Source organism: Burkholderia cepacia (assembly GCF_001039005.1).
Classification (GTDB): domain Bacteria; phylum Pseudomonadota; class Gammaproteobacteria; order Burkholderiales; family Burkholderiaceae; genus Burkholderia; species Burkholderia theae.
Genome location: NZ_LDWR01000018.1, coordinates 81,768 through 105,537, shown reverse-complemented (window position 1 = coordinate 105,537; position 23,770 = coordinate 81,768). Strand labels below are relative to the sequence as shown.

The following is a 23,770-nucleotide window of genomic DNA, read 5'->3' as shown; positions in this document are numbered from 1 at the left end:
CGCCACCGGGTGCCCTTCGCGGGCAGACCCTGCGCACGGCGACGCGCGGCGTGGCCGGCGACCGGCGTCATGCGCGGCCGGCGGAACTCAGGTGTTGCGCAACCTGGGCGTTCGCCGTCCCTTCCTGCGCGGTTACTGCGTTGCTGGTTTCGAACGTCGCGGTCGACTGCTGGACCTGGAAGTTGATCTTCGTCAGTTCGAGCTGCGTCTTGGTCAGGTCGTCCGCCTGCTGCTGGACCTGGTTCGTGTTGGTTGCACTGGTGCTGCTGGTCGGGCCTGGCATGATTCGCTCCTTTGCGTGATGTCCATCCATCTTCCGGCGGCGGCCCCATGCCCCGCCGGCGACGTGAGCCGCCGCACGCGTGCGGCGTCCCGCGTAATGCGCGCACCGCCGTTACGCGATGCGCATGTCCTGTCGCGGCGCTAGTGCGCCGCCTCCTTCGAGGCCCCGATCGCCGCCGCGTCCTGCAGCAGCGTCGGTCCCGGCACCGGTTGCGCGACCCCGGCCGCCGCGCCGCTCGCGAGCGGCGGCACGGGCGGCGCCGGCGCCTGCTCGGGCGCGTTCGCCGACGGGCCGCCGAGCGGCATCGTGATGCGCTGGCCGTTGCGCTCGAACACGACCGCGTCCGGACCGATCGACACGACGACCGCGCCCTCCTTCAGCCGCGCGCCTTCGAAATAGCGGCTGCCGTCCGCCGTCTCGAGATAGCGCTGGTCGCCGTCGCCCGCGAACACGGTCGTGATCTCCGGGATGCCGGCCATCCCGCCGAGCGTCGTCGCCGTGTGCGGCGCGGCCGGATCGGCATCGGCGTCGCGCACGTGATCGACCACTTCGAGCGCCGGGCGCGCGTCCTTCATGTAGTTGCGGATGCGCGGCTCGATCTGCGCGCGCGCGGCCGCGCCCGTCAGCTCGATCCGGCCGCGGCCGAGATAGGCGACCGTCAGCGCGGTATCGCTGAAATAGGTCTGCGCGGTCGCCACGAGATCGCTGACCACGTAGATGTTGCCGAGCGCCGCGTTGTCCACGCCCGCGACGATCTGCGCGACGCGTTCGCGCGCGGCCGGGTCGCTCACGTAGCCCGACACGATCACGCCGTCGTCGCGCGGCGCGACGGCCAGCTCCGGATACGCGTGCAGCAGTTGCTGCAGCCGGTGCGTGCGCGCGAGCACCGATTCGTGCTGCCACGGCAGGCGCCCCGACCACGTGACGAAGCCGTAGCCGAGCGCGCCGAGCAGCACGCCGATCCACAGCGCGACCAGCGCGATCACGAGCCGCCGGCTGCCGAGCCGGCGCAGGCCGCCCGTGAGCCAGCCGAGCCACGCGGCCTCGCGCGCGGTGTCCGGCGCGTCGGCTTCGTCGGGCAGCGCGACGCTCGCCTGCGCGTGCCGCGCGATGCCGAGCCGGATCGAGCCGACCGTCACGACGTCGTGCGGCGTCATCGAGCGGCGGCCCGCACCGAGCGGTTCGTCGTTGAACAGCACCGGCGCGCCAGCCTCGCCGCCGTGGTTCTGCACGGTCACCGCGAGCGCGCCGACCTGCAGGCACACCTGTTTCGCGCCGATCTCGCGATCGGGCAGGATCACTTCGCAGTCGGCCGCGGTGCCGACCCAGTTCGCGCCGCGCGCGAGCGACATCGTGCGGCCGTACATCGGCCCGCTCAGGAAGCACAGGTTCCACGGCGACGCGAGCGCGGCCGGCCCTGCCGCCGCGCCTCCCGCGCCGCCGGGCAATGCGCCGTCGCCGTGCGGGTCAATGATGGTCGTCGACATGGGTGGTGGCTCCTGCGGTCGTCGTCGCCGGCTGCGCCGCCGTATCCTTCGGCGGCGGCAATGCGGGCGGACCGAACTTCGTGCCGGGCAGCGGCTTCGGCGTCAGCGGCACCACGACGTCGTTGTCCGGCGGGCGATACATCGACACGCCTTCCGGATTGGCCGGCCCGTCGGCGCCCGGGTTCACGGGCGAGCCGTCCGGCGCATACATCGACGCGCTCGTCACCACGCGCGGCGTCAGCAGGTAGAACCGCTCCATGTGGTTGCCCGACTTGTCGGTGTACTTGAACAGGTTGCCGATCAGCGGAATGTCGGACAGCCAGGGCACGCCGCTCTTGTTCAGCTTCACCTCGTCGTCGTTGAACCCCGCGATCAGCAGGCTCTTGCCTTCGTCGATCATCGACTTCGTGACGATGTTGCGCTGCTGGATCACCGGGATGTTCGACACGGCCTGGCCCTGCACGACGTTGCCGTCCTGGATGTCGATCGACATCATCACGCTTTGCGGGTTGCCGGATACGGCAGCCGCGTTGCGGATCGCCTCGTCGACGATCATCGGCGTCACCTTGATGCTCGTGCCGGTCGTCACGCTGTACAGCGACGAATCCTGGTAGCCCTGCACCTGCACGTAGAACTGCGTGAGGTTCTCGAGGATCGCCTCGGTGTTGTCGAGCGCGAGCACCTTCGGTTTCGACCGCAACTGCGCCTGCCCCTTCTGCGCGAGCGCATTCACGCGCGTGAGCAGGTAGTTGCGCAGCGAGCCGCCGATCGACGCGGTCAGCGCGATGCCGGTCGGCAGGAAGGTGCCCGTCTGCCCGGTTTCCGACGTGCCGACGCCGAACGTCAGCGGCGGATTGCCCGAGCCGTTGTACTGCGTGTTGCCGTTCAGTGGATTCGCGCCGTTGCCGATCTGCACGTCGCCGTGCGTCGTGTGCAGGCGCCAGTCGATCCCGAGGCTGTCGAGCGAATCCTCGTTGATGTCGATGATCGTCACGTTGATCTCGACGATGCGCGGCCGCTCGTCGAGCTGGTTGATCAGCGACTGGTAGCGGTACATGTTCTCCGGCAGGTCGCGCACGATCACCGCGTTGATCGCCGGATCGGCGACGATCTGCGGCAGCGCGTCGCCGCCGCCGGCGTTCGCGAACGGCGAGATCCCGCCGACCGCGCTGCTGTCGCCGCTATAACCGCCCGCACGCGGGCCGCTGGAGATGTCGGGGAAGTCGAGGCGCGGCACCGCGATCGTCAGCCCCGAGCCGAGCTTCACCTGGCGCGCGGCCTGCCCGAGCGGCGTGCTCGACGGCAGCGCGTTCGTGCCGCCGCCCTTGCCGAACAGCCGGCTCAGGATCGTCGCGACGCCCGGCACCGTCACTTCCTTGCCCGAGCGGTTGATCGTGAAATCCGACGCCCAGCCGTACCTCAACCGGAACGCGCGGATGTCCGCGTGCGCGCCGTTCGCCGACGGATCGCCGACCGAGCCGACCGCCTGCCGCACGAGTTCGACGTAGCGGCGCGGGCCGGCCACGTACACGCTGTTCGAACGGTCGTTGATCACCAGCGTGTAGCGCTTGTCCGGAATCTGCATCGCCTGCAGCGCGCGGCCGATTTCGCCGGCCGCATTCGGCGGGATCGGGATCATCTGCGTCTGCGACTGGTCGGCCGGATCGACGTAGAGGAACGAGCCGTCGTAGTACCACGTGAGCCCGTAGGTCGCGCAGATCGTTTCGAGCGTCTCCTGCGGCGTGCCCGAGAAGCGGCCGCTGATCACGCCGTCGACCTTCGGGTCGACCACCGCCGTCACACCCTGCGACGACGCGAGCTCGCGGATGAAGTCGCCGATCTTCTTGCCGTTCGCGACGATCGTGAACGGCTTGTTGCGCCAGCGCAGGTCCGCGGCGCGGGCCGTGTGCGCGGGCACCATGCACAGCGACGCCGTGAGCAGCGCGGTCGCGCACATGGCGAGCGCGGCCCGTTGCAGGCTGCGCGGTTGAAACCGGATCGGGGCGACGCGTCGATGCATCAAAAAACTCCAGTGGAAGAAACGAACATGCGTTCCAGCGCCTGCTGCGCGAAGCGCAGCACTTCGCCGCCGAGCCAGCCCGACAGCAGCACGAGTGCGACCATCACGGCGATCAACCGCACCGCGATGCCGATGTTGGCGTCCTGTACCTGCGTGACGGCCTGCAGGATCGCGACGACAAGGCCCGTGACGGTGGCGATCAGCACGATCGGCAGCGACAGCAGCAGTACGAGCATCAGCGCCTGGCGCGTCAGGTCGAGGATCGTCGAGCTCGTCATAACACGGCTCCCGGCGCGCGCACGCCAGCGCCCGCGCCGACCGAGCCGTCGTCCGGCGGGTTCTTCACCCAGCCGACCGTGTGCAGCTGCACGTCCTCCTCGACCTCCTGATACGACAGCACCGCGAGTTCGGGCAGCACCGGCTGCAGGATCGTCTTCACGTAGCGACGCGCGCCGAGCGCGACCATCACCGCGAGCCGCGCGGCGCCGTGCGTATTGCCGTGGCCGCCGGGGCCGGCCGCCTGCGCGGCCTGCACGATCGCGCGCACCTGGTCGCCGATGTCCTGCTTGACCGCGCTCGACAGCGCGAGGAAATTGCCCTGCTTGGTGCGCATCACCGCGCTCTCGATCCGCTCCTGCAGGTTCTGCTCGAACAGCACGACCCGCAGCTGGCGCGTCGTGCCCGCATGGCGATCGGTGATCATCCGGCGCAGGTCGACGCGCACGAGCTCGACCAGTGCGATCACGTCGTCGGGTTCGTTCGGCGCCCACGTGATCAGGCTCTCGAAGATCACCCGCAGGTTGCGGATCGGCACCTGTTCGGCCAGCAACCGGCGCAGCACCTCGGTCACGCGCTGCAGCGGCACGAGCCGCGTCAGCTCGCCCACGAGTTCCGGGTGCTCGCGGCGCACCAGATGCACGAGCGCCTGCGTCTCCTGGATGCCCAGCAGCTCGTCCGCATGCTGGCGCACGATCTGCTCGACGTGCGCGGCGAGCGCGCTTTCGCTCGACAGCCACTTGCCGTCCGGCGCGGCGCCGTCGGGCTTGATCCACAGCGCGGTCGCGAACGGGCCGAACGCTTCGGCCGGCTGGCGCTCCGCGCGTTCGGGCAGCGGCGCGACGCCGTCCCACAGCAGCCAGCCCGGTTTCAGCGCGCCGTGCGCGGCGAGCACGTCCTGCAGGTAGATCCGGTACGTGCCGGCCGTGGCGCCTTCGTCGTCGTTCAATGTGATGCGCGGAAACACCGTGCCGATATCCGCGTCGACGCGCGCTTTCGCGCTCGACAGCGCGGCTTGCAGTTGCGCAAGGTTCAGGCTCGTGCGCAGGTCGTCGGACAGCGACACCGCGATCAGCGACGTGACGCCCGCCGCGTGCGACACCTTCGCGGGCTGGCCGTCGTCGGCCGAGCCGACACGCCCCGCGACATGAATCAGGTTGAAGATCGGCGCGGTCGTCTTGCGCTTGAGCTGCGAAATCGCGAACGCGCCGAGGCCGAACGCGATCAGCGCGAACGACCATTTCGGAAAGCCGGGCACGACGAGAAAACCGGTCAGCACGAACGCCGCGATCAGCAGCGCGCGCGGATGCGCACCCAGTTGCTCGCCGAGCTGCTCGCCAAGCTGGCGCTGCCGCGCATCGCGCGTCGCGACGCGCGTCGTCACGATGCCGGCCGCGATCGACACGAGCAGCGACGGGATCTGCGACGCCATCCCGTCGCCGACCGTCAGGATCGCGTAACGCTGCAGCGCCTCGCCGATATCCATCCCGTGCATCAGCGTGCCGACCGCGATCCCGGCGACGATGTTGATGAACGCGATCACGAGCCCCGCAATTGCGTCGCCCTTCACGAACTTCATCGCGCCGTCCATCGCGCCGTGCATCTGCGATTCCTGTTCGAGCTTCTCGCGGCGCTCACGCGCTTCGTCGGCGTTGATGATGCCCGCGCGCAGGTCCGCGTCGATGCTCATCTGCTTGCCCGGCATCGCGTCGAGCGAGAAGCGCGCGCCGACTTCGGCCACCCGCTCCGAACCCTTCGCGATCACGATGAACTGCACGACGGCGATCACGAGGAACACCACGCCGCCCACCACGACGTTGTTGCCGACGACGAGCCGCCCGAACGCGTCGATCACGTGGCCCGCGTTCGCGTGCAGCAGGATCAGCTTGCACGACGCGATGTTCAGCGCGAGCCGGAACAGCGTCGTGAACAGCAGCAGCGCGGGAAACGACGAGAAGCTGACCGCCGACGGCACGTAGGTCGACACCGTCAGCAACACGACGCTCACGGCAAGATTCAGCGAAATCATCCCGTCGAGCGCGGCCTGCGGCAACGGCAGGATGAACAGCGCGACGACCGCGACGATGAACGTCGCGAGGAACAGGTCGGCGCGCGGCGACGCGCCCCCGAGACGCCGTCCGGACACGCCGCGGCCAGCGGAAAACAACCGCTGCCAGTCGCGGGGGAGCGCCTTCGGTTCTGCCATCGTGCCGTTGTCCTGTCGTTATTACCGGCTGGCACGGGCAATCCTCCCCCATGCTGCGCGGACCGTTGAATGGGACGAGTGTAGCGACGCGGATCGATGGAAAAAGGGATGCGCCTCGTAGCGTGAAAGCGCGTTTCCCGGCGGCGCTCGGATCGGACTACGAAACCCGGCGGCGCTTGCGGGCACGCGCCGCCGGAACCGCTTCCATCCTGCTGTGGCCCGCCGACGCGCGCGTCAGGTCAGGGCTGCAGGCGCCGCGCGGCGAGGTACGCGAGCTGCGCGCGGTTCTGCACGTTGAAGAGTTTTTCGAGCGAGCGGATGTGGTGGCCGACCTTGTGCAGCGACGTGCGCAACGCGCTCGCGATCTCCTGGTCGGACAGCCCGTGCACGAGACGGTCGAGCACCTGCTGCTGCTCGTCGCCGAGCGCGAAGCCGCGCATGCGCGCGATGCGCGCCTCGAGGAACGGCAGCGCGACGCGATGCACGGCGAGGCTCACCGACAGCGCGCCTCCGATCACGCGATCGTCGATCCAGTCGGTGCCGTGCGTCTCCGACGTCACGTTCACCGCGACGCGCAGGTCGAGGCGCGGCGCCGACAGGCTGAAAAGCACGCCGCTGTTCATCGCGTGCGCGCGCAGATGGCCGGCAAGCGCCAGCACCTTGCGGTCGCCGCTGCCCTGCGCGGCCGCCTCGATCTCGTCGAGCCGCCACGCGACCGGAAAACCGCTCTGCCGCACCTGCGCGAAGCGCGGGTCGCTTTCGTAGAGCATGCCTTCGATAAACGGCTGCATGAACGTCGCCGGCGCCAGGTCGCGCAGCAGATGCGCGCACAGAATGCGCCGCCCGATCATTTCGTACGCACCGTAACTGAGCGTACTGAAACCGATTTGCCGCAATCGCGCATGGCATTGCACGAAATCGACCGGCGCGAAGTCGGTTTTACCGGGTGCAATTTGAATGCCGGTAAAAACGTCACGCTCGATTGCCTGATATTCATTCGAATAAGCGGCAGCGGCCGTTATATCGGCTTGCGAAAACCATTCGACGCGTGGTGCGCCGTCAGCATGTGTCATGAGGAGCCCGCCCTTTCCCAATATGTGAAACTGCGCCCCGTCACGATCTGGTCTTTTCTTTATGATTTTCTGGTCGTCGTTATATGCGTGCGAATATGAAACTTTCGCCGCAATTAGTATTACGGCATATTACGCGTACACGGGCATTTTTGTACAATGCCCCCGCGTTTCGTCAGGGATGACGGTCGGCGCATATCAAAACGATGCTCGATCGCACCGCCGCGAATGCCGTACACGATACGGCCGCCGCCAGGCGATGCGCGTCGATTCCGAGGGATGGCTCATGTCCGATATTGCATTGCATGAAGAAGCGGTCGCCCCAATTTTTCCCCGCCCGCCGCGCGGGTTGAACACCTGCGCGGACGCGCTGCGGGAGCGTAGCGTGCAGGTCGTCTGGTGCGACGACGTGAAGCGCGGCGATATCGCGCAACCGCACGCGCCGAAGCTCGGCGTCGCCGATACGCTCGCGCTCGCGCAGAGCACGGCCGAGCGCAACCGGATCGTCACGAGCCTGCTGCATCTGACGGGCTTTTCGACGTTCGCGTATTTCGCGCTCGAATTCGCGCGCGAGCGGGTCGAGAGTCTCTACCTGCACGAAGCGTTCACGCCGGCCACCTATCGCGGCGACTACGTGCGCCACAATCATCACGACGTCGATCCGCGCACGCTCGGCGCACGCGTATGCAACATGCCGATCGTGTGGGACCTGCAGCAGTTGCGCCGCGAGCATCGCGAGCGCGACGACGCCCCGCGCGTGACGCCGGCCGCGCTCGAGGGTTTCCTGCAGACGATGCAGGACGACGGGATGTGCAGCGGCATCATGTATTCGATGGCCGTGCCCGGCACGCGGCTGCACGCGTTCATGAGCTTCACCGCGCCGCGCCGCACGCGCGAATGGATCACGCCGGCGACGATCGAGCAGGCGCTGTCGATCGGGTTGTCGGTGCACAAGTTCGCGTCGCCGCAACTGATCTCGACGTCGCGCGAGCGCACGGTCAACGGGCTCACGCCGTTCGAGCAGGAACTGCTGCTCGGCATCGCCGAAGGTGCGTCCGACAAGGAAATCGGCCGGCGCCTCGACACCAGCGCGCACAACGTCGACTATCACCTGCGCAAGCTGCGCAAGCGCTTCGGCGTCGCGAACCGGATCCAGCTCACGTACCTGACGTCGAAGCTCGAACTGATCTGACCGCCGCACGGCGCATGCGAAAAGCGCACGCGTAAACGCACATGCCGGCCTCACGGCCGGCATGTGCGGGTTGCGGCGCGGTGCCGGGTCCGGCGCCGCTTCCTGGACAACGTCCTGCGTTACTTCATCAGCGTCATCTGCACGACCTTCACGATCACGAGACCGACCGCGATCACGAGATAACCGCGCAGCACGGTCATCCACACGCGCGTCGTCAGCGTCATCTTCTGCGGCTCGAGCGTCTCGAGCGGCGGCATCCGCCACGTGTCGCGCTGCGAGCGGTCCACGCCCGGTTCGACGACGCGCTTGTAGCGGCGGATCAGCACCGTCGCGAGATAACCGACGATCGCGAACACGCTGCCGCCCACCAGCACGTCGAGGATCGCTTCGCCGCTGATGTCCGGATACATCACCGAGGCCGTCAGGATGATCGACAGCATCACGAGCACCCAGATCACCGCGCCCGTAAACACGTTGAGCTTCGTCGAGTTGATCCACGGGCCGAGCACCTGCCGGTCGTTGCAGAGCAGCAGCAGGAACACGGTCGCGCTCGGCAGCAGCACGCCCGCGAGCGTCTGCACGGCTTCCGTCAGCAGGCCGAGCGGGCTGCCCGGGATCAGCACCAGCGCCGCGGCGGCCGCGACGATGCCGAAGTAGACGAGATAGAAGCCCTTCGCATCCGACACGTTACGGTGCAGCGAGTGACGGATCTTGAACACGTCGCCGATCGCATAGGCGGTCGACAGCGACACGGCCGCGGCACCGATGATGCACGCGTCGAGCAGCGCCACCGCGAACAGCGTCGCGCTCGTGCGGCCCGCATATTTCTCGAGCCCTGCGATCACGCCGCCGGCATCGGTAAAGTTGCCGAATTCCGGGTGACCCGCGAACAGCTGGGCCGAGAACGCGATCATCGCGACCGCACCCACCAGCACGAAGGCGATACCGATCCACAGGTCGGCCTTCTCATACTTCATGAAGCGCGGCGTGATGCGCTTGTCGATCACGTAGCTCTGCTGGAAGAACAACTGCCATGGCGCAACGGTCGTGCCGACGATACCGATCACGAGCAGCATCACGTCCGACAGCTTGGCGTGCGCGGGCCAGTTCGGCACGAAGAAGTCGCGCGTCATCTGTGCAACCGGCGGATGGATCGACACGAGCACCGGCACGAGCAGCAGGCTCAGCAGGCACAGCCCGATCGCGAACCGCTCGAAGCGCCTGAAATCCCCGGTACTCACCGCGGCCATCGTCAACGCGGCGGCCACGCACACGCCGGCCACCTTCGGCAGCCCGAAGAAATCCAGCACGAACGTGATGCCGATGAACTCGGTAACGATGGTCAACGCATTGAGCAGGAACAAGTCGATCACGCTGAACGCACCCCAGAACTTGCCGAAGCGCTCGAAGATCAGGCGTGCATGGCCGACGCCCGTGACCGCGCCGAGGCGCAGCACCATTTCCTGGTTCACATACAGCACCGGCACGAGCAGCAGCAGCGTCCACAGCAGCGTCGTGCCGTAGTTCTGGCCGGCCTGCGTATAGGTGCCGAATGCGCCGGCGTCGTTATCGCCGACCATCACGATCAGGCCGGGGCCGATGATCGCGAGCAGCGTGCGCAGGCGCGCCCACCACGTACCGCGTGCACCGGTGTCGTGACGTGCGATCGTACCGAGCGCACCGCGGATGTCGCCCAGATGGGCTTCGTCGAGGACGGCGCTGCGTTCGGCGGCGATCGGTGGAGAAACGTTGGATGGCGTGGACATGATTTATTCCGTACGGCTAAGGGTTATCTGATGAGCGTGTGACCTTGGGATGCGCGCGGGGCGGCCGCTCGATGGCGGCCGCGCGTGCGCATGCCGAGGCGCGCTCGGCGCTTCTTTCAGTGGAACAACGATTTCAGCTGGTTCAGCAGGCGGGAGAACACCCGCGGACGGGCGTCGAGCGTCAGCATCCCGTCGTAGTGGGGACGCGATTCCGTGACGTGCGGAAGGTTCGACAGCAGAAGGCCGAAGTTCATGGTCTGGCTCCGTGCGGCGACGGCAGGCGTGCCGGCCGCGTGGTGGGTGCGGGGCCAGTCCGGGGCCTGAACGATGTGTCAGGCTAGTCGGCCGGATTGTCCCTGCGACCCGGGTTCAAAAGGGTCTGTGCGTGTAACGGGCATAAGGGACAACTGTCACTGTCGTTCATGGCGGCTCCTGTGCGGTGTTCCGGAGAACACGGTTGACCGCCGACCGGTTTGGCGGCCGGCATTCGCGAACCCGGAAAAGGCGTGCGCGAACGCGGCCGCCTGCCAGGCGGCGGAGAAACCGGACGGCGCATGCGAAAACGCATCACGCTAACCGGCGCGAATCAGGGTGCACGTAGGGAGTGACTGCGGAATACTGCTGCGCGCACCGTTTGCCTGGGTGACAAACGGCGGCTTCGATGAGGCGCGGACGTCGGTCGCTCAGGCGGAAATTTCGGTCGAAGATCGACTACTGCAGGCGTCCAAGGCGGCGGCCCCAAGAGTGAAGATGCCGGATTCTATGGACCGCCCGAAAGTGAAGTCAACCCCTCGAAACCCCATTTCTCGAAATAATTTTCCCGCCTCGGGACACTGAAAGATTTGCCCTTGAAACCACGTGCCGAAACCTTTCAACGCGTCACGAAGCGGTCACCAATCGATGCGCTCGAACAACGGCGCGGCGCCCGTCGTCGTCCCCTACTCCACCAGTCCTGCGCCGAAACGGACTGTCGCAGCGCTCGCACAACGTGCATCGATTTTTGTGCAGTTTTTACTTGCACCGCAGCAAAAGTCGCGACTACAATCCGCCCCAATTCATCAAGGGAGTCCCTCCGTGGACACATGTTCTAGTTGCAGTTGGATGCCGGTCCAGGCCGGCCAAGCCATCGCGAGATAGCAGCCAGACGCATGTCTTTCGCCGCTAACTCGCATTCGTCGGGTTAGCGCGCTTCCCCCGAGCCGGCCATCGCCGGTTCGTCCGTTGCACGCTCCATTACGTTCCACCCTCCGACCGCAGGCCGCGTCACGCGCCCGCGCTCGATCACGTCGTCCGGCATCCGCCGGACCGGACGGAGGCAGCGTCATGTTTTTTCAATCGTTCGCGGTCAGACTCAAGCGCATCGTGCACGTCGCGTGCGACCGCTCGTTCGTTTCGGGCCTCTCGCCGCTCGCCCACGCATTCAGCAACTGGCGCGGCACGGCGCTCGCCCATGTGCCGGCCGTGCCCCGCCCGCTCGACTGCCTGCTGGTCGCCGCGATGGCGGCCGCGATCGCGCTCGCCGCGCTGCTGTGCTCGGCCGCGTCGCGCCTCGGCTTCGCGCAGGTGTGGCGCGTCGGCGGCTGGTTGCCGTAAGCCCCGCATCGCGCAGCGGTGCGTTGTGCCACGTACCGCCGCGCCACGCTTTCCGCACGACGTTTTCGTTTCTTCAGCCTAACTAATCAAACCACCGACGGAACCCACATGAAGAACTACCTCGAACCTGTCCCGCGCAAGCCGCGCCTCAATGCGCTCGCCGCGCTGCTGCTGTCGCTCGCCGCGGCGCCCGCGTTCGCGCAATCGTCGCAGCCGGCCGCGGCCGAACCAGCGGCCGGCGCCAGCGATGCCGCCGCTCCCGCACAACAGGCCGCCGATGCTGCCGCGCCCGCCCCTACCGGCTTCTGGGAGCGCTCGAACCTGCTCGGCAACATGGGCGGCCTGCGTGACCTGCTCGGCGATCACGGCGTCACGCTGAGCCTGCAGGAAACCAGCGAATACCTGTACAACACGTCCGGCGGCACGAATCGCGGCGGCGCGTACCAGGGGCTCACGCAATTCGGTTTCAACGTCGACACGGGCAAGGCGATCGGCCTGCCGGGCGGCACGTTCAACGTGTCCGGGCTGCAGATCCACGGCACCAACCTCACGCAGCGCTACCTGCAGACGCTGCAGACCGCGACCGGCATCGAAGCGAATTCGACCACGCGCCTGTGGGAGCTCTGGTACCAGCAAGCGTTCCTCGACGGCAAGGCCGACGTGAAGATCGGCCAGCAGAGCGTCGACCAGGAATTCATGGTGAGCCAGAACGCGGCGACGTTCATGAACGCCACGTTCGGCTGGCCCGTGCTGCCGTCGACCGACCTGCCGGCCGGCGGCCCCGCGTATCCGCTGTCGTCGCTCGGCGTGCGGCTGCGCGTGAAGCCGGCCGATGCGTGGACCGCGATGGTCGGCGTGTTCGACGGCAACCCGGCCGGCCGCACCGACGGCGACGCGCAGGTGCTGAACGCGCACGGCACCAACTTCAACCTGCGCAGCGGCGCGTTCGTGATCGGCGAAGTGCAGTACGCGCTGAACGCGCCGCCGGCCGATCCGAAGGCGCCGCAGCCGGCCGGCCTGCCCGGTACCTACAAGCTCGGCTTCTGGTATCAGTCGCAGCACACGAACGACCCGCGCTACGGCACCGACGGCCTGTCGCTCGCGAATCCGGCGAGCAACGGCATTCCGGCGACACATCGCGGCAACTACAGCTTCTATGCGGTCGCGGACCAGATGGTGTGGCGGCCGTCGGCGGACAGCCCGCGCTCGGTCGGCGTGTTCGCACGCGTGATGGGCGCGCCGGGCGATCGCAATACCGTCGATTTCGCCGCCAATGCAGGCGTGACGCTGAAGGCGCCGTTCAAGGGACGCGACAACGACGTCGCCGGTCTCGCGGTCGGCTACGCGAAGATCGGCTCGCATTCGCGCGGCCTCGACGGCGACACCGGCGTCTACACGACGCCCGGCTATCCGGTGCGCCGCGCGGAGACGGTCGTCGAGGCGACCTATCAGTATCAGGTCACGCCGTGGTGGCAACTGCAGGCCGACCTGCAGCACTTCTTCCGTCCGGGCGGCGGCATCCCGAACCCGAACGCGGCCGGTGCGCGCATCGGCGACGAAACGGTGGTCGGCGTGCGCACGACGATCACGTTCTGACGCATCCTGTATGCAAACACGGGCCGGACGGCCGCTCGCGCGACAGTCCGGCCCGTGCGTTTGCCTGCAACGCGCGGCACGCGTCGCGCGTCACTCGCCGTACAGCCCCAGCAGTTTCAGCGTGACGCCGTTGGTCCAGCCGAAGCCGTCCTGCAGCGGATATTCGCCGCCCCCGCCGCCACCCGTGCCGGCACCTTCGACCACGTACTTCTCGACGAGCTTGCCTTCGGTTGCATACACATGCTTCACGTCGGACAGGAAGCGCGTACCGATGTCCTTCGCGAGCGCCGGTTCGGCGTAACGGCGCAGCCCTTCGATCGCGATCCACTGCAGCGGCGCCCAGCCGTTCGGCGCGTCCCATTGCTGGCCCGTGTTCGCGGTCGTGGTCGCAAGGCCGCCCGGCTGCAGCAGCGTGTTGCGTACCTCGCGCGCGGTCGCCTTCGCGCGCTCGGGCCACGCGACACCCGCGAACAGCGGATACAGCGCAGCAGCCGTCACGGCGTCGCGTGGCTTGCGCAACTGCCAGTCGTAGTCGCCGTAGTAGCCGTGGCGGTTCCACAGATAGTGGTTGATCGCGGCCGCGCGCCGCGCCGCCCGCCCTGAAAAATCGCTCACGCATGCAACGTCGTGCGTGACGGTACAGCCCTTCACGATCGTCGTCTCGAGATGGAACATCAGGCTGTTCAAGTCGACCGGCACGATCGACGTCGTGCGGATCGTCGCGAGCGTCTTGCCGTCGCCGAACCAGCGCGAGCTGTAGTCCCAGCCGCTTTCGGCGCCCGCGCGCAGGTCGCTGTACACGTCGTTCGCCGGACGGCCGGGCGCCGACTTCGCGGTCGTCACGTCCTCGAGATACGACTCGTCGCGCGGCGTGTCGCTCGCATCCCAGTAACGGTTCAGCACCGCGCCGTCGGGCATCGCGACCACGTTGCGGGCGGCCTGCCCGCGCGGCGTCGTGGTTTCGCCCTGCATCCAGTACGCATGTTCCTTGCGCAGTTGCGGCAGGTATTTCTGGTAGACCTTGTCGCCTTCGGCCTGCGCGGCGAGCGTGACCATGTACGCGAAGAACGGCGGCTGCGAGCGGCTCACGTAGTACGTGCGGTTGCCGTTCGGGATGTGCCCGATCGTGTCGATCAGGTGGGCGAAGTTGTCGAGCATGTCGTCGACGAGATCCTCGCGCCCCGACACCTGCAGCCCGAGCATCGTGAAATAGGTATCCCAGTAGTAGCCTTCGCGGAACCGGCCGCCCGGCACGACGTACGGCTTCGGCATCGGAATCAGCGAACTGTAGGGCGGCACCGTCGTGCTCGTGCGCGTGAGTTGCGGCCACAACCAGTCGATGTGCTGGCGCAGTGTCTGGCCGGGCGGCGGCGTCACGCCGCCTTCCGGGGGCGGCGTGAAGTGCTGGCCGACGAACGCCTTCAGCGAGAAGCCCGGTTGCGATTTCTGTTGCTGATACAACTGCATGATCGTCGCGGGATCGGTATCGGGCGTCGCGTCGACGAAGGTCTTCTGGTCGGGATAGATCTGCGCGGTCTGCACCGCGACGAACAGGTCGCCGTAGAGCTGGCTCGGCGGCGGCAGCACCGTGCCGGACGCGGGGCCCGCGACCACCGCGGCCGGCACGGCGGACTGACTGGCCGCTGGCGCGGCGGCCTGGTTCGCATTGTCGGCCTGCGCGGCACAGCCGGCGACGGCGAGATACGCGACGGCCAGCGCGGCCGCCCAGCGCAGACGCGGCGCGGGTGGAGCAGAACGGGATGAGAGACTGGCTGACAAGCGGGATGCAATCGATGCGGCACGACGTGACGTCATGACGTGTCCCCTCCTTTCGATGGTGAGTGGATCGGCACGAGGTCTCGTTCGCGCGCGCTCGTCTCGATGGCCCTCGATCGATGCGCGTCGTTGTATCCGGAATGCGAGTGAGGTCGACTGTCGCATGAAACGCGCACCGCACGCAAGTTTCGCGGTCGCGACGACGGGCCGATGTCATGTGTCATGTCACGCGCCGCAGTCGTCTCTTCTTTCACAAGCCGTAACAGGAACGACTGTTGCAACATGCGGAACAACCAGTGTCGCACGTGACGCAACGACCACATTGTGGGCATAATGGCGTCTTTACCGCGCGCCCAGCCCATGTCGCCCGTCTTTCTAGCACCGCTCATCGTTGCCTGTGCGTTGTTCATGGAAAGCGTCGACGCGAACATCATCGTCACCGCACTGCCTGCGATGGCGAGGGACTTCGGGCACAGCCCCGTCACACTGAACATCGCGATCACGGCCTACGTGGTCGGCCTCGGCGTGTTCATCCCGATCTGCGGCTGGCTCGCCGACCGCTTCAGCGCACGCTCCGTGTTCCGCACCGCGATCGGCATCTTCGTCGTCGGCTCGCTGATGTGCGCGGCCTCCAATTCCCTCGGCGTACTCACGTTCGCGCGCTTCATACAAGGCGTCGGCGGCGCGATGATGGTGCCCGTCGGCCGCATCATCATCTTCCGCGCGGTACCGCGCTCCGATCTCGTGCGCGCGATGAACTACCTCGCGATTCCCGCGCTGTTCGGGCCCACGGTCGGGCCGCTCGTCGGCGGCTTCATCACGACCTACCTGCACTGGCGGATGATCTTCTTCATCAACGTGCCGATCGGCATCTACGGGATCTATCTCGCGAGCAAGCACATCGCGAACACGCACGAGCCCGATCCGGGCCCGCTCGACTGGTTCGGCTTCCTGCTGTCGGCCAGCGGCGCCGCGCTGCTGCTGATGGGCCTCACGCTGATCGATGGCTCGCTCACGTCGCGCTCGAACGCCGTCGCCATGTGCGTGGCCGGCACCGTGATGCTCGCGCTCTACGTGCCGTACGCGCGCCGCAAGGAGCGCCCGGTGCTCGACCTCAGCTTCCTGAAGATTCCTACCTACCACGCGAGCGTCGTCGGCGGGTCGCTGTTCCGCATCGGGCTCGGTGCGGTGCCGTTCCTGCTGCCGCTCGCGCTGCAGGAAGGGCTCGGCATGACCGCCTTCCATTCGGGGCTCATCACGTGCGCGTCCGCGCTCGGCGGCGCGGTGAGCCGCTCGACGGCCACGCATACGCTGCGCCGCTTCGGCTTTCGCACGGTGTTGATCTACAACGCGGCATTCGCGGGCCTCGCGATTGCCGCCTATGGCGTATTCCATCCCGGCATGGCGACCTGGGCGATCTGGCTGATCGTGCTCGTCGGCGGCATCTTCCCCGCGCTGCAGTTCACGAGCCTGAACTCGATGATCTACGCGGACATCTCGCCGCGCGACGCGGGCCGCGCGACGAGCCTCGGCAGTGTCGTGCAGCAGATGTCGCTCGGCCTCGGCGTGACAGTGGCCGGCCTCGTGCTGCATGTGTCGCACTGGCTGCAAGGCCATCAGACGATGGTGTGGTCGGATTTCTGGCCGGCGTTCGTCGTGGTCGGGCTGTGCTCGTTCGCGTCAATTCCGATCACGCGGCGGCTGCCGCCCGGCGCCGGCGACGAAGTCGCGCGCGGCAAGCGGCAATAAGTGGCGGGGATGTCGGGGCGTCGCATGACGGCCCGGAGAAACGCGTGCCGCGGCATGACACGTCGGCACGGCAGTCTGAGAAAAACCGGAAAGACAAAAAAAATCAGCGGACATCCACACGGGGCCGGTGCACAGCCGCATGGATGTCCGCTCAGGGCTCCGGGTCTCCCGATGGGGGTTGAGAATCCCGGCTTCGCTTCCTGCGTGCCATTGACATATGTGCGTCGGAAGCGGAATCGTTGCGCACGCTTAGCGTTGCGCCATGAACTGCACTATAGGGAAACTCGCGCAACGCGTCTGTCAAGCATTGTCAGACGCGTCGCAGCGGCGCGCCGCACGTGTGCGCCGCATTCGCGCTAAAGTGGTGCCCGACCTCCACCCTCAGCCGCCATTCCGATGCTTACGCTCTCGCCCGCCGCCGCCCGCGCGCTGCATCTCGCCGCGCAGGGCCTGCTGACGCCGCCCCGCCGCAAGGCGACCAAGTCCGACGTGCTCGACACGGTCCGCCGGATGGCACAGCTGCAGATCGACACCATCCACGTCGTCGCGCGCAGCCCGTATCTCGTGCTGTTCAGCCGGCTCGGCGATTTCTCGCCGCAGTGGCTCGACGAACATCTCGCCGAGGCGCGCCTGTTCGAATACTGGTCGCACGAGGCGTGTTTCCTGCCCGTCGAGCAATTCGGCCTGATGCGCTACAAGATGCTCGATCCGTCGGGGATGGGCTGGAAATACGCGGCCGACTGGCATGAGCAGCATCGTCCCGACATCGAGCGGCTGCTCGCGCGGATTCGCGACGAAGGCCCCGTACGGTCGGCCGATTTCGTTCGCGAGGATGGCGTGAAGGGCAACGGATGGTGGGATCGCAAGCCCGAGAAGCGTCACCTGGAGGTGCTGTTCACGACGGGCGACCTGATGGTGTCGGAGCGCCGCAATTTCCAGCGCGTGTACGACCTGCGCGAGCGCGTGCTGCCCGACTGGGACGACGCGCGCGACCTGCCGCCGCGCGACGCCGTGCTGCCCGCGCTGCTCGACTACACGTGCCGTGCGCTCGGCGTCGTGCGCGCGGACTGGGTGGCCGACTACTACCGGCTGCCGCGCCGTTCGTACCGCGCGGAGCTCGAGCGGCTCGCGGACGCGGGCGACCTGATTCCGGTGGAGATCGGCGACTGGAAGGAACCGGCCTACGTGCATCGTTCGCTCGACGCGTTGCTGCCGGCCGCCGCGGCCGACACGCTGCGCTCGACGGTCACGACGCTGCTGTCGCCGTTCGATCCGGTCGTATGGGATCGGCGGCGCGCATCGACGCTGTTCGATTTCGACTACACAATCGAGTGCTATACGCCCGGGCACAAGCGGCGCTACGGCTATTTCTGCCTGCCCGTGCTGCATCGCGGCCGGCTGGTCGGCCGCGTCGACGCGAAAGCGCATCGCACGCTCGGCACGTTCGAACTGAAGGCCGTGCACGTCGAGCCGGGCGTGCGGTTCGGCACGGGGCTCGCGGCCGACGTCGCGAAGGCCGTGAAGAAACTCGCGGCGTGGCACGGCACGCCGGAGGTGACGGTCGCGCATGCGCCGCCGGCCCTCGTGCAGGCACTCGCGCGCACCTGACGCCGCGTGCCGCCGGCACGCTAACCGAGCATGTGGATGCCGGCGTCGATATAGTGCGTGCCGCCGGTGATCGCCCGTGCACCGTCGCTCGCAAGGAACGCGCAGAACGCGCCGACATCGTCGATATCCGGCGCGTGATGCAGCGGCGCCCGGCGCGCGGTGTCGTCGAGCAGCCGGTCGAAGTCCGGCAGGCCCGACGCCGCGCGTGTCGGCAGTGCGCCCGGCGAAATCGCGTTGACGCGAATGCCCGTGCCGCCGAGTTCAGCCGCCAGGTACCGCACGCTCGCTTCGAGCGCGGCCTTGACCGGCCCCATCACCCCGTAGTTCGCGACAACCTGCTCCGCGCCGAGATAGCTCATCGCCATTAGGCTCCCGCCTCGCGTCATCAGCGGCTCGGCAAGCCTCGCCATCCGGATGAACGAATGGCACGAGGTATCCATCGCCAACGAGAAGCCTTCCGGCGAACTGTCGACCACGCGGCCGTGCAGATCGGCCTTCGGTGCATACGCCACCGAATGCAGCACGAAGTCGATCGCGCCCCATTGCACCGCAATCGCGTCGAACACCGCCGCCATCTGGTCGGGCCGCCCGACGTCGAGCGGCATCCGGATCGGCGCGTCGAGTTGCGCGAACAGCGGCTCGACGTGCGGCAAGGTCTTCTCCGACTGCCAGGTCACCGCGAGCGTGGCGCCCGCCCGGCAAAACGCACGCGCGCATCCCCACGCGATGCTCTGCTCGTTCGCGATGCCGACGACGAGCCCCCGCTTGTGCCGCAACGTCATGTGGCCCTCCGTGTCGATCCGCGCCCTAGCGCTGTGCCGCGATCCATCGCGCGATGTCCGGCCACACCGTCGTCAGCGTGCGCGACCCCATGAACAGGCCGATATGGCCGCCCGGCACGAGCCGGCTCTCGATCCGCGACGCGGGCGTCCCGAGACGGTCGCGCGCCCCGAACACCTGCTCCGGCGTCGTGATGTCGTCGGCCTCGCCGGCGAGCAGATAGGTCGGGCACACGACGTCCTTCAGATCGAGCGTGCGCCCGAGCGCGACGAAGGTGCCGTTCGCGAGCCGGTTCTCCTTGAAGATCTGCACGATCGCCTGCAGGTACCAGCGCCCCGGCAGGTCGATCGGGCTTTCGTACCAGCTCGCGAACACCTCGCGCTTGCGCAGGTATTCGGGATCGTCGAGATGTTCGTACAGGTCGACGTGCTCGGTCAGATAGTGCTGGTCGGGATGCATGTTCTTCCAGCCACGCAACATGAAGCGCCCGCGCATCAGCCCGCCGCCCATCGCAACGAGTTCCTCGTAGAACGACGTCGGATACGTGTGCACCATCCGCTTGATCGGGCCGTCGCCCGCGTCGGTGTCGATCGGCGAGCCCGCCAGCACGAGGCTCGCGACCTTGTGCGGGAAGCGCGCCGCATACATCGCGGACATCCAGCCGCCCTGACACAGCCCGACGAGATTCACGCGGCCGCCGAGTTCGTCGACGCACACGTTCAGCTCGGCCAGATACTGGTCGATCTCGAGGTCTTTCATATCCTCGGTGGCCGAGCGCCAGTCGGTCAGGTACAGGCGCGTCACGCCGTGCTCGCGCAGCGTCTGCATCAGGCTCTGCCCCGGCTGGTAGTCGGCGATCATCGCGCTGTGCCCCGCATACGGCGCATCGACGATCGTCGGCAACCCGTGCGCCGGCGCGACCGAATAATCGCGAAACGTCATCGTCCGCAACTCCAGCAAAGGCCGGTTCGTCGACGCCAGCGCCGGATGCGTGTCGAAGTGGAGCTTCTCCTCTTCCGCGAGGAAGCGGAGATTGCGCGCGGCGATCTCGGAGCCGGCCGCAAACATCGCGGTGGCAGCAGCCATCGGCCAGAAAATCGGCAGCGCGGGGGCGCTGACGGCAGGGGAAGATGTGTCGCGTGCTGTCATCGAAGGTCTCACCGGGTCGAATACCGCGTGGAAGGGATCGCGTCGTCCAGCACGCGGCGCGTGTGCCGCGCGATCATCAGATTTTCGTCGGTCGGGATCACGCGCACCGTCATGCGCGACGCGTCGCTCGAAATCACCGGCAGGCCGGCGGCATTCGCCGCGTCGTCGAGCACGATGCCGAGCCACGCCGCGCGGCTGCAGATCCGTTCACGCACGCGCGGCGCGTGCTCGCCGATGCCCGCCGTGAACACGAGCGTGTCGAGACCGCCGAGCACGCCGGCCAGCGCGGCGAGTTCGCGGGCCGCGCGGTACGCGAACAACTCGACCGCGTGCGCGGCCGACGGTGCGTCGCTCGCGAGCAGCGTGCGCATGTCGCTCGACACGCCAGACACGCCGAGCAGGCCCGATTCCGCATAGATCAGATGCTCGATCTCGTCGAGCGACCGGCCCGCGTGACGCTGCAGGTACAGGATCACGCCCGGGTCCAGCGCGCCCGTGCGCGTGCCCATCGGCAGCCCGTCAACGGCCGTGAACCCCATCGTCGTCGCGACGCTGCGGCCGTTCGCGAGCGCACACAGGCTCGCGCCGTTGCCGAGGTGCGCGACCACCGTCCGGCGCCGCCCCCACGACGGATCGAGCGCCGCAAGCGCCGTCGCGATGTACTCGTACGACAGCCCGTGGAAACCGTAGCGCACGATCCCCTGCTCGGTCAGCGCGCGCGGCAGCGCGAACTCCCGTTCGAGCGCCGGCACCGTCGAATGGAACGCGGTGTCGAAACACGCGACCTGCGGCAGGTTCGGCGCAACCGCGGCAACCGCGCGGATCGCGTCGACGTGATTCGGCTGGTGCAGCGGTGCGAGCGGCGAAAGCGACGCTATCGCATCGAGCACACGCGCGTCGATTCGCACCGGCGCGGTGAAATACGGGCCGCCATGCACGACCCGATGCCCGACGCCGTCGAACGCCGCTTCCCGCCCGACGTGAGCCGCGAACCACGCGTGCAGCGCTTCGATCGCGCCTTGATGCCCTGGTCGCGCGACGGCGCAGTCGGCGAGCGTCGCGCCGTGCGCATCGGCCACGAACAGATGAGGCGCGTCATGCAGGTTCTCGACCTGCCCGTGCAGGCCCGCATCGAGCGAGCGATCCTCGCGCGTGTCGTAGACCGAGAACTTGAGGCTCGACGAGCCGGCATTGAGCACCAGTACGGGATGTCGCATCGCCGCCCCCGTCAGTGGGCGTCGGCCGCAACCGCCGGCGCGGCCACGGGCGCCGCCTTGGCGCGCGCCGCCGTCGCGACGAGCACCGCGACCGCGCAGCTCGCCAGGCGCGTGCGTTCGCTGTCGGCGCGACTCGTCAGGATCACCGGCACGCGCGCGCCGAGCACGATGCCGGCCGCATCGGCATTCGCCAGGAACGTTAGCTCCTTCGCGAGCATGTTGCCGGCCTCGAGGTCGGGCGCGAGGAGGATGTCCGCATCGCCCGCGACCGCGGAACCGAGATGCTTGAGCCGCGCGGCTTCGGGGCTGATCGCGTTGTCGAGCGCGAGCGGCCCGTCGAGCAGCGCGCCGGTGATCTGGCCGCGTTCGGCCATCTTGCACAGCGCGGCCGCGTCGAGCGTCGACGGCAGCTTCGAGCTGACCGTCTCGACCGCCGACAGGATCGCCACCTTCGGCCGGGCGATGCCGAGCGCGTGCGCGAGATCGATCGCGTTCTGCGCGATGTCGGCCTTCTGCTCGAGCGTCGGACGGATATTGACGGCCGCGTCGGTGATGAACAGCGGCTTGTGGTAAGTCGGCACGTCCATGATGAACACGTGGCTCAGGCGCCGCCCGGTGCGCAGCCCCGTGTCGGCACGCACCACTTCCTCCAGCAACTCGTCGGTATGCAGGCTGCCTTTCATCAGCGCCTGCGCGTCGCCCGCGCGCACCAGTTCAACGGCGCGCGCTGCCGACGCGTGACTGTGCGGCGCATCGACGAGCCGATAGCCGGACAGGTCGACGCCGAGCGTCGCGGCGAGCGCCGTGATCCGCGCCACCGGGCCGACCAGGACGGGCACCACGATACCGGCACGGGCGGCGGAGACGGCCGCGTGCAACGATACCTCGTCGCAAGGATGGGCGACCGCGACCGTCACTGGACGTAATGCACGGCAACGCTCGACCAGCGCTTCGTATTTCTGATGCGTGCGGAAATCGGTCATCGACACCCCCTTCGCAATGATCACGTGAACGGATTCTGGTGCGGGACCGGGCGAAATCGTTTGATTCTCGTCAATCGTTTCAGGTGAAGTCCCGATAGCATGAAGCCGCACGATGACATCCGGATGGCCGCGACGCCGCCCCCTGACATGCACATACGCGAAATCCGCTCGAAGATCGCCAGTACCTCGTCCACGCGCAAGATCACCAAGGCGATGGAAATGATGGCGCGCACCAAGATGGCTAGCGCGCAGCGACGTGCGCGCGAGTTCCGCCCGTACGCGGCGCGCATCGGCGCGATGGCCGAACGCGTGCTGCGCGATCGGCCCGACCATGTATCGGCGCTGATGGCGCGACGCGATACCGTGCGCCGCGTCGGGCTGATCGTCGTCAGCACCGATCGCGGGCTGTGCGGCCCGCTCAATGCGCGGCTGCTCGTCGAATGCGTGGATGCGCTCGAACGCTGGGACCGGGCCGGCATCACATGCGAACTGAGCGTGATCGGCGCGCGCGGTATCGCGCCGCTGCTGCGCCACGGCGCGACCATCGCGGCGCGTGCGAGCGGCCTGGCCGCCGAGCCGCACTTCGAGCAGTTGCTCGGCGCACTGCTCGTGCCGCTGACCGCGTTCGTCAACGGCGAGCTCGACGAAGTGCATGTTGCGTACAACCGGCTGACGAGCCCGCTCGCGTACGAGCCGCGCATCGATGCGATGCTGCCGATCGCGGGGCTCGACACCGGCGCACCGGTCAACGGTGCGGCGGCGTCCGATTATCTCTACGAGCCCGCGCCCCAACCGGTCGTGGACACGTTGCTGCTGCGCTACGTCGAGGCGACGCTCTATCAGGCCGTCGTCGAAAACTACGCATGCGAGCAATGCGCGCGCATGTTCAGCATGCAGACCGCGACGGACAATGCCGACCGCGTGTTGCGCGAACTGCGGCACCTGTACCAGAAGACGCGGCAGGCGCAGATCACCACCGAGCTGTGCGAAATCGTCGCCGGCGCGGCGGCAGTCTGAAG

General features: G+C 67.8%; 19 protein-coding genes. 6 read left to right on the top strand and 13 right to left on the bottom strand.

Annotated elements, in window-relative coordinates:
* Window positions 1-67: 67 nt before the first annotated feature.
* From VL15_RS11460 to VL15_RS11435, 6 genes are all read right to left on the bottom strand, one after another.
* Window positions 68-283 (bottom strand): hypothetical protein, encoded by a 216-nt coding sequence (locus VL15_RS11460; RefSeq protein WP_048245594.1) that lies wholly within the window; start codon window positions 281-283, stop codon window positions 68-70.
* A gap of 140 nt (window positions 284-423) precedes the next feature.
* Window positions 424-1,770 (bottom strand): type III secretion system inner membrane ring subunit SctD, encoded by a 1,347-nt coding sequence (sctD, locus tag VL15_RS11455; protein ID WP_048245593.1) that lies wholly within the window; start codon window positions 1,768-1,770, stop codon window positions 424-426.
* Window positions 1,751-3,790 (bottom strand): type III secretion system outer membrane ring subunit SctC, encoded by a 2,040-nt coding sequence (gene sctC / locus VL15_RS11450; protein WP_048245592.1) that lies wholly within the window; start codon window positions 3,788-3,790, stop codon window positions 1,751-1,753. Before sctC ends, sctD begins: the two co-directional genes overlap by 20 nt.
* Window positions 3,790-4,068, bottom strand: a complete 279-nt coding sequence (sctS, locus tag VL15_RS11445) for a type III secretion system export apparatus subunit SctS (RefSeq protein ID WP_009687668.1) — start codon at window positions 4,066-4,068, stop codon at window positions 3,790-3,792. The genes sctC and sctS overlap by 1 nt, the downstream gene beginning before the upstream one ends.
* Complete coding sequence (gene sctV, locus VL15_RS11440; protein ID WP_048245591.1) at window positions 4,065-6,272, bottom strand: type III secretion system export apparatus subunit SctV; 2,208 nt, start codon at window positions 6,270-6,272, stop codon at window positions 4,065-4,067. The genes sctS and sctV overlap by 4 nt, the downstream gene beginning before the upstream one ends.
* A 239-nt stretch (window positions 6,273-6,511) precedes the next feature.
* A complete protein-coding gene (locus VL15_RS11435) occupies window positions 6,512-7,345 on the bottom strand; it encodes a helix-turn-helix transcriptional regulator (protein WP_048245590.1) in 834 nt (277 codons plus the stop codon).
* A 283-nt stretch (window positions 7,346-7,628) separates the two neighbouring features.
* Here VL15_RS11435 and VL15_RS11430 point away from each other — a divergent pair, with 283 nt between their 5' ends.
* Window positions 7,629-8,534 carry a helix-turn-helix transcriptional regulator gene (locus tag VL15_RS11430; protein ID WP_048245697.1) on the top strand — a complete coding sequence of 302 codons (906 nt, stop codon included), beginning with the start codon at window positions 7,629-7,631 and terminating at the stop codon, window positions 8,532-8,534.
* A gap of 119 nt (window positions 8,535-8,653) precedes the next feature.
* On the opposite strand, the gene VL15_RS11425 is transcribed toward VL15_RS11430, so the two are convergent.
* Entirely contained in the window at window positions 8,654-10,300 is a 1,647-nt protein-coding gene (locus VL15_RS11425) for an NRAMP family divalent metal transporter (protein WP_048245589.1), read from the bottom strand.
* A gap of 116 nt (window positions 10,301-10,416) precedes the next feature.
* A complete protein-coding gene (locus VL15_RS42660; protein ID WP_164992047.1) occupies window positions 10,417-10,554 on the bottom strand; it encodes a hypothetical protein in 138 nt (45 codons plus the stop codon).
* 1,069 nt (window positions 10,555-11,623) lie between these two features.
* Between VL15_RS42660 and VL15_RS11420 the strand changes: the two genes are divergently transcribed.
* Both VL15_RS11420 and VL15_RS11415 read left to right on the top strand, forming a co-directional pair.
* The gene (locus VL15_RS11420) at window positions 11,624-11,893 is read left to right on the top strand and encodes a hypothetical protein (RefSeq protein ID WP_048245588.1); all 270 of its coding nucleotides are present in this window, start codon (window positions 11,624-11,626) and stop codon (window positions 11,891-11,893) included.
* A 108-nt stretch (window positions 11,894-12,001) separates the two neighbouring features.
* Window positions 12,002-13,489, top strand: coding sequence for a carbohydrate porin (locus VL15_RS11415; protein WP_048245587.1), 1,488 nt, complete (start codon window positions 12,002-12,004; stop codon window positions 13,487-13,489).
* Window positions 13,490-13,579: 90 nt separating this feature from the next.
* On the opposite strand, the gene treA is transcribed toward VL15_RS11415, so the two are convergent.
* Window positions 13,580-15,304, bottom strand: coding sequence for an alpha,alpha-trehalase TreA (treA, locus tag VL15_RS11410; RefSeq protein WP_048245586.1), 1,725 nt, complete (start codon window positions 15,302-15,304; stop codon window positions 13,580-13,582).
* Between the two features lie 321 nt (window positions 15,305-15,625).
* Here treA and VL15_RS11405 point away from each other — a divergent pair, with 321 nt between their 5' ends.
* On the top strand, window positions 15,626-17,014 hold the full coding sequence (locus tag VL15_RS11405) for an MFS transporter (protein ID WP_048245585.1): 1,389 nt from the start codon (window positions 15,626-15,628) through the stop codon (window positions 17,012-17,014).
* A gap of 396 nt (window positions 17,015-17,410) precedes the next feature.
* Window positions 17,411-18,622 carry a winged helix-turn-helix domain-containing protein gene (locus VL15_RS11400; protein WP_048245584.1) on the top strand — a complete coding sequence of 404 codons (1,212 nt, stop codon included), beginning with the start codon at window positions 17,411-17,413 and terminating at the stop codon, window positions 18,620-18,622.
* Between the two features lie 20 nt (window positions 18,623-18,642).
* On the opposite strand, the gene fabI is transcribed toward VL15_RS11400, so the two are convergent.
* From fabI to VL15_RS11380, 4 genes are read right to left on the bottom strand one after another with little or no spacing between them, the layout of a single operon-like run.
* The gene (fabI, locus tag VL15_RS11395) at window positions 18,643-19,404 is read right to left on the bottom strand and encodes an enoyl-ACP reductase FabI (protein WP_048245583.1); all 762 of its coding nucleotides are present in this window, start codon (window positions 19,402-19,404) and stop codon (window positions 18,643-18,645) included.
* 25 nt (window positions 19,405-19,429) lie between these two features.
* The gene (locus VL15_RS11390; protein ID WP_048245582.1) at window positions 19,430-20,551 is read right to left on the bottom strand and encodes an alpha/beta fold hydrolase; all 1,122 of its coding nucleotides are present in this window, start codon (window positions 20,549-20,551) and stop codon (window positions 19,430-19,432) included.
* Between the two features lie 8 nt (window positions 20,552-20,559).
* Window positions 20,560-21,768, bottom strand: coding sequence for an acetate/propionate family kinase (locus VL15_RS11385; protein WP_048245581.1), 1,209 nt, complete (start codon window positions 21,766-21,768; stop codon window positions 20,560-20,562).
* A gap of 11 nt (window positions 21,769-21,779) precedes the next feature.
* A complete protein-coding gene (locus tag VL15_RS11380) occupies window positions 21,780-22,862 on the bottom strand; it encodes a phosphate acetyltransferase (RefSeq protein WP_419188662.1) in 1,083 nt (360 codons plus the stop codon).
* Between the two features lie 36 nt (window positions 22,863-22,898).
* Here VL15_RS11380 and atpG point away from each other — a divergent pair, with 36 nt between their 5' ends.
* The gene (gene atpG, locus VL15_RS11375) at window positions 22,899-23,768 is read left to right on the top strand and encodes an ATP synthase F1 subunit gamma (protein WP_048245580.1); all 870 of its coding nucleotides are present in this window, start codon (window positions 22,899-22,901) and stop codon (window positions 23,766-23,768) included.
* The last annotated feature ends 2 nt before the right edge of the window (window positions 23,769-23,770 follow it).

Coding starts and splice junctions, on each gene's coding strand:
- VL15_RS11460 (WP_048245594.1), bottom strand. CDS start 283: ATGCCAGGCCCGACCAGCAGCACCAGTGCAACCAACACGAACCAGGTC.
- sctD (WP_048245593.1), bottom strand. CDS start 1,770: ATGTCGACGACCATCATTGACCCGCACGGCGACGGCGCATTGCCCGGC.
- sctC (WP_048245592.1), bottom strand. CDS start 3,790: ATGCATCGACGCGTCGCCCCGATCCGGTTTCAACCGCGCAGCCTGCAA.
- sctS (WP_009687668.1), bottom strand. CDS start 4,068: ATGACGAGCTCGACGATCCTCGACCTGACGCGCCAGGCGCTGATGCTC.
- sctV (WP_048245591.1), bottom strand. CDS start 6,272: ATGGCAGAACCGAAGGCGCTCCCCCGCGACTGGCAGCGGTTGTTTTCC.
- VL15_RS11435 (WP_048245590.1), bottom strand. CDS start 7,345: ATGACACATGCTGACGGCGCACCACGCGTCGAATGGTTTTCGCAAGCC.
- VL15_RS11430 (WP_048245697.1), top strand. CDS start 7,629: ATGTCCGATATTGCATTGCATGAAGAAGCGGTCGCCCCAATTTTTCCC.
- VL15_RS11425 (WP_048245589.1), bottom strand. CDS start 10,300: ATGTCCACGCCATCCAACGTTTCTCCACCGATCGCCGCCGAACGCAGC.
- VL15_RS42660 (WP_164992047.1), bottom strand. CDS start 10,554: ATGAACTTCGGCCTTCTGCTGTCGAACCTTCCGCACGTCACGGAATCG.
- VL15_RS11420 (WP_048245588.1), top strand. CDS start 11,624: ATGTTTTTTCAATCGTTCGCGGTCAGACTCAAGCGCATCGTGCACGTC.
- VL15_RS11415 (WP_048245587.1), top strand. CDS start 12,002: ATGAAGAACTACCTCGAACCTGTCCCGCGCAAGCCGCGCCTCAATGCG.
- treA (WP_048245586.1), bottom strand. CDS start 15,304: ATGACGTCACGTCGTGCCGCATCGATTGCATCCCGCTTGTCAGCCAGT.
- VL15_RS11405 (WP_048245585.1), top strand. CDS start 15,626: ATGTCGCCCGTCTTTCTAGCACCGCTCATCGTTGCCTGTGCGTTGTTC.
- VL15_RS11400 (WP_048245584.1), top strand. CDS start 17,411: ATGCTTACGCTCTCGCCCGCCGCCGCCCGCGCGCTGCATCTCGCCGCG.
- fabI (WP_048245583.1), bottom strand. CDS start 19,404: ATGACGTTGCGGCACAAGCGGGGGCTCGTCGTCGGCATCGCGAACGAG.
- VL15_RS11390 (WP_048245582.1), bottom strand. CDS start 20,551: ATGACAGCACGCGACACATCTTCCCCTGCCGTCAGCGCCCCCGCGCTG.
- VL15_RS11385 (WP_048245581.1), bottom strand. CDS start 21,768: ATGCGACATCCCGTACTGGTGCTCAATGCCGGCTCGTCGAGCCTCAAG.
- atpG (WP_048245580.1), top strand. CDS start 22,899: ATGCACATACGCGAAATCCGCTCGAAGATCGCCAGTACCTCGTCCACG.